Source organism: Corynebacterium hansenii, assembly GCF_030408795.1.
Taxonomy (GTDB): domain Bacteria; phylum Actinomycetota; class Actinomycetes; order Mycobacteriales; family Mycobacteriaceae; genus Corynebacterium; species Corynebacterium hansenii.
On record NZ_CP047211.1, the window covers coordinates 3,051,791 to 3,064,758 of the forward strand.

12 protein-coding genes are annotated in these 12,968 nt (G+C 69.0%); 2 read left to right on the forward strand and 10 right to left on the reverse strand.

Annotation, left to right across the window (positions count from 1 at the left end; genetic code table 11):
- Positions 1-50: 50 nt before the first annotated feature.
- On the forward strand, positions 51-1,382 hold the full coding sequence (locus CHAN_RS13475; RefSeq protein ID WP_290290556.1) for a serine hydrolase: 1,332 nt from the start codon (positions 51-53) through the stop codon (positions 1,380-1,382).
- Positions 1,383-1,485: 103 nt separating this feature from the next.
- Here CHAN_RS13475 and trxA read toward each other — a convergent pair whose 3' ends face one another.
- From trxA to CHAN_RS13525, 10 genes are all read right to left on the reverse strand, one after another.
- Positions 1,486-1,881 carry a thioredoxin gene (trxA, locus tag CHAN_RS13480; protein ID WP_290290558.1) on the reverse strand — a complete coding sequence of 132 codons (396 nt, stop codon included), beginning with the start codon at positions 1,879-1,881 and terminating at the stop codon, positions 1,486-1,488.
- Positions 1,882-2,081: 200 nt separating this feature from the next.
- Complete coding sequence (locus tag CHAN_RS13485) at positions 2,082-2,936, reverse strand: fumarylacetoacetate hydrolase family protein (protein WP_290290560.1); 855 nt, start codon at positions 2,934-2,936, stop codon at positions 2,082-2,084.
- Positions 2,933-4,078, reverse strand: a complete 1,146-nt coding sequence (locus CHAN_RS13490) for an acyltransferase family protein (protein WP_290290563.1) — start codon at positions 4,076-4,078, stop codon at positions 2,933-2,935. Before CHAN_RS13490 ends, CHAN_RS13485 begins: the two co-directional genes overlap by 4 nt.
- A 244-nt stretch (positions 4,079-4,322) precedes the next feature.
- On the reverse strand, positions 4,323-5,855 hold the full coding sequence (gene dnaB, locus CHAN_RS13495; protein WP_290290566.1) for a replicative DNA helicase: 1,533 nt from the start codon (positions 5,853-5,855) through the stop codon (positions 4,323-4,325).
- A 608-nt stretch (positions 5,856-6,463) separates the two neighbouring features.
- Positions 6,464-6,916: a 50S ribosomal protein L9 gene (gene rplI / locus CHAN_RS13500; protein ID WP_048740672.1), complete on the reverse strand. Its 453-nt coding sequence runs from the start codon at positions 6,914-6,916 to the stop codon at positions 6,464-6,466.
- Positions 6,917-6,976: 60 nt separating this feature from the next.
- Positions 6,977-7,573, reverse strand: coding sequence for a single-stranded DNA-binding protein (locus tag CHAN_RS13505; protein WP_048740669.1), 597 nt, complete (start codon positions 7,571-7,573; stop codon positions 6,977-6,979).
- 99 nt (positions 7,574-7,672) lie between these two features.
- The gene (gene rpsF, locus CHAN_RS13510) at positions 7,673-7,960 is read right to left on the reverse strand and encodes a 30S ribosomal protein S6 (protein WP_082144321.1); all 288 of its coding nucleotides are present in this window, start codon (positions 7,958-7,960) and stop codon (positions 7,673-7,675) included.
- 355 nt (positions 7,961-8,315) lie between these two features.
- Positions 8,316-8,495 (reverse strand): hypothetical protein, encoded by a 180-nt coding sequence (locus CHAN_RS13515; RefSeq protein WP_048740665.1) that lies wholly within the window; start codon positions 8,493-8,495, stop codon positions 8,316-8,318.
- A gap of 171 nt (positions 8,496-8,666) precedes the next feature.
- A complete protein-coding gene (locus tag CHAN_RS13520) occupies positions 8,667-11,168 on the reverse strand; it encodes a transglycosylase domain-containing protein (protein ID WP_377748404.1) in 2,502 nt (833 codons plus the stop codon).
- A 26-nt stretch (positions 11,169-11,194) separates the two neighbouring features.
- Positions 11,195-11,566 (reverse strand): DUF5318 family protein, encoded by a 372-nt coding sequence (locus CHAN_RS13525; protein ID WP_082144315.1) that lies wholly within the window; start codon positions 11,564-11,566, stop codon positions 11,195-11,197.
- A 178-nt stretch (positions 11,567-11,744) separates the two neighbouring features.
- On the opposite strand from CHAN_RS13525, the gene CHAN_RS13530 reads away from it, so the two are divergent.
- Positions 11,745-12,827 (forward strand): inositol-3-phosphate synthase, encoded by a 1,083-nt coding sequence (locus tag CHAN_RS13530; RefSeq protein WP_290290573.1) that lies wholly within the window; start codon positions 11,745-11,747, stop codon positions 12,825-12,827.
- Positions 12,828-12,968: the final 141 nt, after the last annotated feature.

Consider the following 12,968-nt stretch of genomic DNA (forward strand, 5'->3'; position numbering starts at 1 on the left):
GGCCACCTTCGGGAAAAACGGATTGCGCTTCCGATGTAAAGTCTCGGATCATGTTCAACCCCCGGTTCCCGGGCCGGCGCATCGCCGCCGCGTCCGCTTGCGCGGCCCTGCTCGCCGTCGCCGCGCCCGCCGTCGTGCCGAGCAATTCCCCCGATTCCGCTTCCGCCACGCCTTTCGCCGCGCCGACCGCCGCAGCGGCGAAGAAGGAGGACGCGAAGGATCCGGCCAAGCCCACCGGAAAGGCCCCCGCGAAGAGCTCCGACGCTCCGGCATCCACCTCTCCCGACAAGTCGCCCGCCACCTCGGCGGACAAGGAGGCCGACAAGGACGCGGGCAAGGATTCCGGCAAGTCCGGCGAGAAGAGCGCCGACAAGTCCGCCGAAAAGGAAGACCCGAAGGATGCCGGCAAGGGCGGCGAAAAGCCGTCCAAGGGCGCCGGCGCCGGCGGCTCCGGCATCCCGGAGCCGACGACGGACGTCGGCCGCGAGATCCGCGAGCGGATGGACGAGGCCACCGAGACCGTCGCCGAAGGGGGCGGCCAGATCGGCATGGCGTTCCTGGACCGCAAGACGGGCGAGCTCGTGTGCAACGAGCAGTGCCTGGAGGGGTTCCAGCTGGCGAGCCTGTCCAAGGTGTTCATCGCCGAGGTCGTCGGTTACACGAACTACGCGCCTCCGGGCCGCCGCGGCGAGATCGAGGCCGGCGAGGGCGACATGCCCGTGAAGGGCAACGGCGACGCGATGCTCCGCGACGACATGATGCGCTACTCCGACAACGAGGCGACCGACGCCCTGTGGGGCAAGTACGGCAATACGCGCGTCGTCGAGAACATCAAGGAGCGCTACGGGCTCAGCGAGGCGACCGTGCCGAACTCGGACTGGGGCTCGACGAAGTCGTCGGCCGCCGACATGGTGGCCTTCTTCGACGGCCTGCTGTCCAAGAAGGGCGGGCTTTCCGACGTCGAGACCCGCTACCTGGTGCAGCTGATGTACTCGCTGCCGCGGTACTCCTACGGCGATGCGGACCAGAACATCGGCCTGCGCGCGGCACTGCCCGACGAGTTCGTCGGCGCGAAGGGCGGCTGGTACGACCCGGAGATCCGCACGTCCGCCGGTTTCTTCGGCGAGGACGACCGCTACGTCATGGCCGTGCTGACGCGGAACGTCTCGCCCGACGATTTCACCGCGGCGATCGCGCATGTCTTCCCGGAGGGCGGCGCCGGCGTGGAGAAGCGCGGCGACGAGGCGATCCGCCAGGCGGCGTCGGCGGAGGCGGAGGCGGGACCGGTCGCGGGGTCGGCGACCCCGTGGGTCCTCGCGCTCCTGGTGGCCACGGCCGCGGGCTTCGGGCTGGGCTGGCAGACGCGGCGCACCGCCGCCTGACCGCTCCCCCGAACGACCGCCATCGCCGGGCGCGGGGTTTCCCGCCCCCCGGGGTCCCGGGGGCCGGACGCGCCTGCGCCCCTGGACCCGCCTACCGGCCCACTTACGCCTGGGCGTCGCCGGCGGCGGCGTCCCCGGCGGCCATCTGCTCCTCGATCTGGCGGCGGACATCTTCCATGTCCAGCTCGCGGGCCTGGCGCAGCAGGTCCTCGAGGGCCTGCGGCGGGAGCACGCCGGCCTGCTGGAACAGCAGGATGCCCTCGCGGAACAGGAACAGGGTCGGGATCGACTGGATGCCCAGCGCCGCGGAGATCTCCTGGTTGGCGTCGGTGTCCAGCTTCGCGAACGTGACATCCGCGTGCTTCTCCGAGGTCTGCTCGAAGATCGGCGCGAACTGGCGGCAGGGGCCGCACCACTCGGCCCAGGCGTCGACGAGCACGATGTCGTTGTCCTGGATGGTCTGGGCGAAGGTCTCGTTGGTGACGTCGATGGTTGCCATGAAGGGGCTCCTCGTTTCATCGGTTCCCGCGGGGCACCTCCCCGCGCGGTGCCGCTTCCCGGCACGCCCCGAACAACACGTAAACCCCTCCGGGTATTCCCGGGGGCTTTTTCGCTTCACGACGCCCCGTCCGGAACCTCCGATTGCGGAAGCCTCCGGCACGGCCTCGGCGACCCGCGACCGGGCGCCTGCCCCGGACGCTACCGGATGCGCAGGATGTTGCGCTGCTCCCCCAGGCCGTCGATGGCCACGCGGATTTCCTGGCCGTCGCGCAGGTACGTCTTCGGCGACATCCCGTGGCCGACCCCGGCCGGGGTCCCGGTGGAGATGACGTCGCCCGGGTTCAGCTGCACGAACCGCGAAATGTAGGACACCAGCGCGGCGGGCGGGAACACCAGGTCGGCGATCGGCGCGTCCTGCCGCAGTTCGCCGTCGACCCAGGTGCGCACGCGGGCGGTCGAGGCGTCGAATTCGTCGGGCGTGGCCAGCCAGGGCCCGAAGGCCGAGGTCCGCTGCAGCGTCTTGCCCTGCAGCCACTGCTGCGTGGCGTACTGGGCGTCGCGCTGCGTGAAGTCGTCGAGGATGGCGTACCCGGCGATGCGCGCCGCGGCCTCGTCCTCGTCCACGCGGTAGGCGGTCTCGCCGATGACGACGGCCAGCTCGCCCTCGTAATCGAGGGCGCCGGCGGCGTCTTCGTGGACCATCAGGTCATCGCGCGGGCCGGCCAGGGCATCGGCGAACTTCGCGAACAGCGTCGGCACGTCGGGGCGGTCGTGGCCCATTTCGTCGATGTGCGCCGCGTAGTTCAAGCCGACGCAGAAGACCTTGCCCGGGCGCGGGATCAACGGCGCCAAAGCCCACGCGGACTCCGGGACCACCCGCTCCGGATCCGGGCGATCGGCGTCGAGGGTGGCGACGGCGGCGTCGGCCTCCTCCCGCCACCCTTCGCGGGACAGCAGATCGCCGACGCACGAGGCGTCCAGCAGCACGGCCGAACCCCCGGACAGCACCGCCGCCCGGGTCGAACCATCGATGCGCAGAGTCGCGAGCTTCATCGGCGGCCGCCCTCCCCGTCACCGCGAACGGCGGTGGCGCGGGCCCGCGCGACCGGACCCGGTTCCCCGGCGGAAGCGGGGGTGGCGGGCACGGCCGGGGCGACGGCGGGCGTCGTCAAGCGAACCGCCCAATCCGGGCGCTTGAACAGCCACCCGGCGCCCGCGCGCAGGAGCAGGCGGTACAGCCCCAGGCACAGCGCCGCGGCGATCACCGTGGCGATGACCGGCTGCCACGGCAGCCCCGGATCCCGCGTGAAGAACTGGTCGGCGACGATGCCCAGGATCGCGAGCATCGGGATGTGCATCAGGAACACCGGCAGCGTGCGGCGGCCGAGCTTCTCGAACGGCTCGACCACCACCGAACCCTGCAGCATGGCCATGACGTTGACGGCCGCGAAGATGCCGGCCGTCGACAGGAACAGGCGCGTGAGGCCCTGGTTGCCGTCGTTGAACGACGGGAAGGTGAGGACGACCCACCCCGCGACCACCACGTAGGCGGCCACCGATCCGGCCAGGAAGCCGATGGGGCGGCGGTCGACCATGCGGAAGATGTACGGCGCGCCGTAGATGCCCATCAGGTAGAAGACGTACATCTCGGACACGAAGTCCCACGACCAGCTGACCGCCACGAACGGCGCCGCGACGTTGACGGCCGCCGCCGCCGCGATCTGGATGAGCGGGGGGACGTGCCGCGTGGCCTTCGAGATGATCGCGAACAGCGCCAGGGCCCACAGGAACCACAGGTACGAGGTCGGCTCGACCAGGGCGTGCAGCGAGTTGTAGAACATCGCGCCCCAGTTCGAGGGATCGACGATGCGGGGCGCGTCGATGAAGCCCATCTCGGTCACGTAGGACGCGGGGAGCATCGCCAGCACGACGTCGCGCAGCGGCACCCACAGCACGTACAGCCAGACCATCACCCAGATGCGGCGGTTGGCCAGCTTGTGCCAGGACTCGGACAGCGCCTTCGCGGCGAAGAGGCCCGAAAGCAGGAAGAACAGGGGCATGCGGATGGGGCCGAGCATGAAGCTCACCTCGGCCCAGATCCCGGTCGAGTAACCGTGGTTGGCCAACTCCGTGACGGCATGGCCGAGCACGACGAGGAGGATGCACAGCCCCTTCGCCGAATCGACCCATTCCACGCGCGGGCGAGTGTTCGCCGACGCGCCGGCCGTGTTGGCAGCTACGGTTCCCGCCAAAGAATCCTCCCGTACATTCACCGTCCGCGGCCCCGTCCGGGGGCGCTTTTGGCACGCAAAAATGCGCCCGTGGCCGCGGGTAAGGCAGTTTACCCCTGCTGACCTGGACTGGAAAGCCCAGGTGACGGGGAACACCCCCACGGTGCGAATGTGACCGAACGGCGTGAGCCTGCCCGTCCCCGGCCCCCTAGTGCTCGTGGGCCATGTTGACGAAGCGCGAGTACCGCAGCTGGTTGGCCACGGTGACGGTGCCGATCGGGCCGCCGCGGTGCTTGGCCAGGATGATGTCGGACTCGCCGGCCCGCTCGTGCTCGAGCTCCTGGGAGTCGGGGCGGTAGAGCAGCATGACCATGTCGGCGTCCTGCTCGAGCGAACCCGATTCGCGGAGGTCGGCGACCTGGGGCTTCTTGTCCGTGCGCGCTTCCGGCCCGCGGTTGAGCTGCGAGATGGCGATCAGCGGCACGTCGAGCTCCTTGGCCAGCAGCTTCAGCTGGCGCGAGAACTCCGAGACCTCCTGCTGGCGGGATTCGACGCGCTTGCCGGAGGACATCAGCTGCAGGTAGTCGAGCACGATCAGGTCGAGGTCGTGCTTCTGCTTCAGCTGCCGGGCCTTCGCGCGGATCTCCATCATGGTCAGGTTCGGCGAGTCGTCGATGAACAGCGGCGCCTCGCGGATCTGCTCCGTGCGCTCCACGAGCTTGTTCCAGTCGCCCGGCTCCATGTTTCCGGAGCGCAGCTTGGACAGGTCGATCTCCGTCTCCGCCGACAGCAGGCGCATCATGATCTCGATCTTCGACATTTCCAGCGAGAAGATCACGCTGGTCTTGCCATGCTGGATGGACGCCGACCGCATGAAGTCCAGGGCGATGGTCGACTTTCCGACGCCGGGGCGCGCCGCGATGATGATCATCTGCCCGCCGTGCAGTCCGTTGGTCAGTTCGTCCAAGCGGTGGAAACCGGTGGGCACGCCCTGCGCCAGGCCGCCCTGCTGCGAGATCAGGTCGATCTCCTCCAGCGCCGGGTCCATGAGTTCGGACATCGACGAGTAGTCCGCCTTCTCCGAGTCGCGGCCGACGCCGAAGACGATCTGCTGCGCCTGGTCGACGAGCACCTCCGGCTCCGAGTCCTCCGCCCCGGCGTACCCCAACTGCACGATCTGCGTGCCGGCCTCGACCAGGCGGCGGATGGTGGCCTTCTCGGCGACGATCTTGGCGTAGTAGTGCGCGTTCGCCGCGGTGGGCACCATCGCCACGAGCGTGTGCAGGTACGGCGCCCCGCCGACGCGCTCGAGGTCTCCCAGCCGGTCCAGGCGCCCGGCCACCAGAATCGGGTCCACTTCCGACGATTCGCCGTACAGGTGGAGGATCGCCTCGTAGATGGCCTGGTGCGCGGGCCGGTAGAAGTCCTCCGGCTTGAGCAGCTCGTAGACGTCGGCGATGACGGTGGGGCTCAGCAGCATGCCGCCCAGGACGCCCTGCTCCGCCTCGATGTTGTGCGGCGGCTGGCGGCCGAAATCGACTCCCCGCGAAACCTGCTCGCCGCGCAACCGGTCGCCGTTGCCGCGGCCCCTGCGGTTGAAGCCTCCCGAGCCTCCCCCGCTTTCCGACGGCCCGGCGCCCGAGTATCCGCCGTCGAAGCTCCCGGACTCCGGGGGCGGGGGCACGTCGTCGTACGACGCCGCAAATGCCGCGCCCTCCATCGGTTCCCGTGGCTGGCTCATGTCCGCCGCCTTCCCTTCCGTGAGCTGTCGTCCCGCGGGTCCGGCTGACCCGGGTCCAGGTTCCGCCACAGGCTACCCCGCGGCCCGGATCGGAACCTCATCCGCGGGCGTTCGAACGCGCCGCCCGGGTGCGGTTCCCCACAGAGTTATCCACAGGAGCTGTGGATGGATCTGGGGACGAAGTGTGAACGAAACATGAATGCCCAGGAGATTATGTGGAGCAACTCCGAAGCCCCACGCGACGCCGAACCCGGTGACCAGCACAAACCAGTATTTCCGCTGGTCACGAACCTATTCCGAGAAAAAGTCCGGTGGCGGGGGTAGCCAACGGGCGACATTCGGACCCCCTGCGCGCCACCCGGACCTCATCTGCGGTTCACTTTCGGGCGGGCTGACGGTGGTGTCCTGCGGAAACTCCCCAACAGTTTTTCCACAAGCCCGGCAACCCCCTCCCGCAACCCCTCCCCCCTCATGTTCAAGCGGAACTCGAAGGTTGGGCCCCCGGCGCACCCGAGAGACACCTCCGGCCCCTCCCGAGGGATCGGGAGGGGCCGGGGTGCGCTGTTGTCATTGGGCCGGTGTGACCGGCCGCCGTCATGGGCCGCGGTTTAGGCGGCGACGACCTCCACGGAAACATGCGCGGTGATCTGCGGGTGCAGCGCGATGTCAACGGTGTGCTTGCCGGTGGCCTTGATCTGGCCGGCGGAGAGCTGCACGGCGCGCTTGTCGATGGCCTGGCCGGACGCCTTGCGGACCGCGTCCGCGACGTCGGCGGCGGTGACCGAACCGAACAGCTTGCCCGTCTCGGACGCCTTCACGGCGACGGAAACGTTCTCGAGCGCGTCGAGCTTGTCCTTGACCTCGCGAGCGTGGTCGAGGTCCCGGATCTCACGGGCCTCCTGGGCACGGCGAATGCCCTCGATCTGCTTCTCAGCACCACGGGTGGCCACGATGGCCAGACCGCGGGGAAGCAGGTAGTTACGTCCGTAGCCGGCCTTGACCTCGACGATGTCACCGGGGACACCGAGCTTGTCGACGGCGGCGGTGAGGATCAGCTTCATGATCCCTGCCTTTCGCTGGATATTTCTAACGTCGGATTTGTGTGATCGCGTGGGACCGGATCAGAACGGCGGCTCGTCGCCGCCACCGAAGTCGCCGGACTGGGGAGCGGAGTTCCACGGGTCCTCGGCCGGCTGTCCGCCGCCGAAGCCCTGGTTTCCTCCGCGGCCGCCCTGGCCGCCGAAATTGCCCTGGTTCTGGCCGCCGCCCTGGTTTCCGCCGCCGAAGCCGCGTCCACCCTGGTTGCCGCCGCCGAAGCCCTGGCCTCCGCCGCCGCCCTGGCCGCCGGAGCGGGGGTTGCGGGTGACCTGGGCCGAAGCGAACTTGAGGGACGGGCCGACTTCGTCGACCTCGATCTCGTAGACCGTGCGGCGCTCGCCCTCGCGGGTCTCGTAGCTCCGCTGGCGCAAACGGCCCTGCACGATGACGCGCATGCCCTTGCTCAGGGTCTCCATCACGTTCTCCGCCGCTTCGCGCCAGATGTTGCAGGTCAGGAACAGAGCTTCCTGGTCCTCCCACTGGCCCGAGTCGCGGTTGAAGGCGCGCGGCGTGGACGCCACGCGGAAGTTGGCCACGGCCGCACCCGACGGGGTGTAGCGCAGCTCCGGATCGGCGACGACGTTGCCGACCAGCGTGATGGGGGTCTCTCCCTGTGCCATGTTCGCTCCTCTTCGGATTGGGCGATGTTCATCGGTGACGGGCTTTTACGCCCGCCATCCTACGGTCCCGTGCGGACCCCGGAGGGCCCGGCGGGAAAACTAGCGATCGCCCCGCAGCACCTTGGTGCGCAGGATGGAGTCGTTCAGGTTGAGACGACGGTCGAGCTCCAGCACGGCGGCCGGCTCGCACTTGAGGTCGAGGACGACGTAGATGCCCTCTTCCTTCTTCTCGATGGGGTACGCCAGGTGGCGCTTGCCCCAGATGTCCACCTTCTCGACCTCGCCCTTTTCCTTGCGGACGATGTCGAGGTACTTCTCCAGGGACGGGCCGACGGTGCGTTCATCCAGCGACGGATCGAGGATGATCATGACTTCGTAGTGACGCACGGACCTCATCACCTCCTATGGTCTAGTTCTTCGTGTTTCGGCCACGGGGAGCGTTCGACGGAGGGAGGCGCCGCGGGTCTGTCCGCGGTGCTCGCCGCATCCGACCTCCGCGTGGCAGGAGGGTCGTTGCGTCAGGCAACCTGGTCAGGGTAGCCCATGGGAAAGCCCCGCACATAATCGCTCGTGCGGGGCCGGGGGCCATTCGGCGCCGGTGCTCTGCGGAGGCCGGCGCCATGCGGGGGTTGGCTCTCTGCGGGGGCCGGTGCTTTACGGGAGCCGGTGCTTTACGGGAGCCGCTGCTTTGCGACGGGCGGCGCGCAACCGCCCGACCCGCCGCGACCGCAGCGGCGCCCGATCACTCTCCCGTCGCCGCGTGGAAGAGGGCGATGATCACGGGGACGATCGTCGCCAAGAAGAATGCGCCGATCACGAGCCCCCACACGCGGCTCTGCGGCCACTTGTACATGAAGCCGTAGAAGGCAGCGCCGAAGAGAAGGAATCCCGCGAAGACGCTCGCCATCGTGAGGATCAGCATGCCGCTCAATTCATCCACCCGTTCGTGTCGTCGGCCCGTCGGTCGGGCCGGGGTAAGTATCGGCCGCCGGTCGGCGGCCCCAATGAATGTCGAAGGGCCGCCGGCGAGAATTCCGGCGGCCCTTCCCCGGGGCCGGTTCAGTCCGTCCCGGGTGTGGCTCGGTACAGCGGCTCAGTTGTTTCCGGGGGCCGGTTCGGGAGCGGGGCCGGGCGCGGGCTGCGGCACGGGCTCGTTGCCCCCGCCGCCTCCGCCGCCGCCGTTGCCGCCTCCGCCGCCACCGCCCGGTCCGCCTCCGTCACCAGGGCGGGGGAAAGGGAGCAGATCACCGATTCCACCGCCCGGCGGCGGGATCTCGGGAAGCTCGGGCAGGGCCGGCGAGGACTCCTCGGAGCTCTCCTCGTTCGAGTTCTCGTCCCGGCCCGGACCGGCCGGCGGGGCATTGCCGCTCCACGCCGGGGCACCGGCGACGCCGTTGACGGGCTTGGGCTGCGAGAAGTTCTCCCAGTTCTGGTTCACCAGCGCGTTGTCCATGGTGAACTTCCACAGATCCGACGGGGTGTTCGCGCCCCACATCACGCCGCCGTAGGCGTTGTACAGGGCGGAGCCGTCGACGTTGCCCACCCACACGGCGGTGGACAGCTGCGGCGTCGCGCCGATCATCCACGCGTCCTTGTTCAGGCCGGTGTCGCCCAGCTGGGTGGTGCCGGTCTTGGCGGCCGACGGGCGGCCGCCCGCCAGGGCGTGGTTGTTGAACGAGGCGATGGGCTTCATCGCGTCGATGACGTTGGTGGCCACGGCCTCCGAGACCCGGCGCTCGCCGTCCTTCTTCTCGCGCTCGAAGAGCACCTCGCCGTTGACGGTCTCGACCTTCTCCACGAAGTGGGTCTGCTGGTAGACGCCGTCGTTGGCCAGGGTGCCCAGGCCGACCGCCATGTCGATCGGGCGGCTCTGGTACTGGCCCAGGGCGATGCCGTCGAGCGACTGGCCGTTTTCCTCGACCAGGGTGCGCTCGATGCCCGGCAGGGACTCGGCGACGCCCAGGCGGTGCGCCATCTTGGCGGTGTCCGTCGGGCCGTTGGCCAGGTCGCGCTGCAGGCGGATGAACGGCGTGTTCAGCGACTGCTTCAGCGACTCGGAGATCGGGCAGACGCCGCAGGACGCGCCGCCGGCGTTCTGCATGGTCACCGGACCGGACTGGACCGGCGCCGACGAGTACTGCGCCGACAGCGGGATGTCCTGGTCCAGGGCCGCGGCGAGCGCGAAGATCTTGAACGTCGAACCGGTCTGCAGGCCCGAGTTGGCGTAATCCCAGCCGTTCGGGTCGTTGCCTCCGTAGTAGGCGCGGACGGCGCCGGTCTTCGGCTCGACCGAGACGATCGCGGCGCGCAGGTCGTCGGAGAACATGTAGTTGTCCACCGCGTTGAGCGCCGCCTTCTGGGCCTCCGGGTCGATGGTGGTGGTCACGCGCAGGCCGAGGGTGTTGACCTCCTGCTCGGTGATGCCCTCGCGGTCGAGCTCGGCGAGGACCTGCGACTTGATCATCGCGGCTGGGCCGGGCTCCGGCGCCTGCTGCGGGACCAGCGCGGGATCGAGCGTCTCGGGGTACGTCTGGGCGTTGCGGTCGGCCTGGGTGAGCACGCCCATGTCGACCATGCCGTCCAGCACGTAGTTCCAGCGCTGCTCGGCCTCGGCGCGGTTCGTCCACGGGTCCAGCGCCGACGGGCGCTGGATGGACGCGGCGAGCACGGCGGCGTCGGCGGCGGTGAGGTCCTCGACCTTCTTGCCGAAGTACGCCTCGGCGGCCGCGGCGATGCCGTAGCCGTTGCGGCCGAAGTAGATGGTGTTCAGGTACGCCTCGAGGATCTCGTCCTTCGACCATTCGCGCGCCATCTTCGCCGACATGACCAGTTCCTTGGCCTTTCGGGTGACGGTGCGCTCGTTGCCGACGACGGCGTTCTTGACGTACTGCTGGGTGATCGTCGAACCGCCGCCCGCGGAGGGGTTGCCGGTGACGACGCCCCACGCGGCGCGCGCGTAGCCGCTCAGCGAGAAGCCGGGGTTCGTGTAGAACTCGCGGTCCTCCGCGGCGAGCACCGCGTTGCGGACGACCGACGGCACGTCCTGCAGGTTCACGGCGCGGCGGTTGCCGGCCTCCGGAACGATGCGGGCGATCTCGTTGTCGCCGGTCTTGTCGTAGATCACCGCGATCTGGTCGTTGCGCAGATCTTCGGGTTCCGGGACGTCGGTCGCCATGTAGGCGATGCCGAAGATCGCGACGGGGAACAGGATGATGAGCACGGCGGCGACTCCCAGCCATGCCCAGATGCCCCGGCGGCGGCCGCCCTTTTCCTCCACGTCTCCGTCGTCCTCCAGGTCATCGTCGATGCGGTCCCCGGCGTCGTACTCGTCCGCGTCGTAGTCATCGGGGCCGTATTCATCGGGGGCGTACTTGCCGTCCCCGGCGAAGGCATCGTCCTTCGACGGGCCGCCGGCGCGACGGCCGCCGTTTCGTCCGAGGCGGTGCTCGCCGGACGCGCCGGCGGCACCCGCGCCGGTGGCGCCGGTCGCCCCGTCACGCCCGGCGCCGGAGGCGGACTCGACGTCCCACCATTCGCCGCCGGCGGACCCGGGGTCACCGGGTCCGCTCGCGTTGTCTCGAGGATCCTTGCTCACGGGCTCTCTCCAAATCGGTTATTGCTTCATTCTGCGTCGGCCGTCTCCGCCGTCGCCGTGCGAACCCTGAAGTTCCACCGGCAATCGGGGCAAACCTCCACCGTCTGCACGGTGCACGGTCCACGCTCGGCCACCAAATGGGCAAGTTCGGCGGCCCCGCACGCGGTGCCGGAACGATGCCCCAGGTTCTCTCCGAAAACCCAGGATACGAGTCGGAGGTCCCCATTGCGACAAAGCGGGCACTTCGCCCCGGCGGGGACCCCGTGGAATCGCGCGGCCGCGACGAGCCGCGGATCGGCGTCCCGCAGCTTCCTCGCGGACACCTCCCCGCTCCGCCAGCGCGCCAGCTCCGCGTTGCGGGCCAGCGTGTGGTCGACCTCATCGCGCCACCTGATCACGCGGTCAGGGTAGCAGGCACCCCCAGGGCACCACCCCCGCTTTATCGGTTCACCTTCGCCCCCACCCGTTTCCGAATGCGGTTGGGGAATGGAATGGGTATAGCGTCAGCACATTGGGGTACGGCCCGCAACACCCGCCGCGCCCGCACCGGAAGTCGAATCAAGGAGACCGCATTTCATGAGTTCCGTTCGCGTTGCAATCGTCGGCGTCGGCAACTGCGCCTCGTCGCTCGTCCAGGGCGTGGAGTTCTACCGCGACGCCAAGGCGGGTGACGACGTCCCCGGCCTGATGCACGTGCAGTTCGGCGACTACCACGTTTCCGACGTCAAGTTCGTCGCCGCGTTCGACGTCGACGACAAGAAGGTGGGCAAGGACCTGTCCGAGGCCATCAACGCCTCCGAAAACTGCACCATCAAGATCGCGGACGTCCCGACCCTCGGCGTCGAGGTCCAGCGCGGCCCGACGCTCGACGGCATCGGCAAGTACTACGCGGAGACCATCGACGAGTCGGCCAAGGAGCCGGTCGACGTGGTGCAGGCGCTGAAGGACGCCGAGGTCGACGTCCTCGTCTCCTACCTGCCGGTGGGCTCGGACCAGGCCGACAAGTTCTACGCCCAGTGCGCCATCGACGCCGGCGTGGCCTTCGTCAACGCCCTGCCCGTCTTCATCGCCTCCGACCCGGAGTGGGCCAAGAAGTTCGAGGACGCCGGCGTCCCGATCGTCGGCGACGACATCAAGTCCCAGGTCGGCGCCACCATCACCCACCGCGTCATGGCCAAGCTGTTCGAGGACCGCGGCGTGCGCCTGGAGCGCACCCTGCAGCTCAACGTCGGCGGCAACATGGACTTCAAGAACATGCTCGAGCGCGAGCGCCTGGAGTCCAAGAAGATCTCCAAGACCCAGGCCGTCACGTCGAACCTGACCGGCCCGCTGGCCGGCCTCATCGACGACCGCAACGTCCACATCGGCCCGTCGGACTGGATCGACTGGCTCGACGACCGCAAGTGGGCGTACGTCCGCCTGGAGGGCAAGGCCTTCGGCGAGGTGCCGCTGAACCTGGAGTACAAGCTCGAGGTGTGGGACTCGCCTAACTCGGCCGGCATCATCATCGACGCGCTGCGCGCCGCGAAGATCGCGAAGGACCGCGGCATCGGCGGCCCGATCCTCCCGGCTTCCGCGTACCTGATGAAGTCCCCGCCGAAGCAGATGGGCGACGACGCCGCGCGCGCCGAACTGGAGAAGTTCATCTCGGGCGAGTAGCCCGCCGAAGCGACCGCGCCGCGCCGCCACGGCCATGCAGAGTGCGTTACGCCCTCCTTTAGGGTGTAACGCACTCGTGCTTTTTCACCCCCGGTTTTTCATTCGAATCACGGCTGACGAAACCGTCGTAAAGCCCTGAAC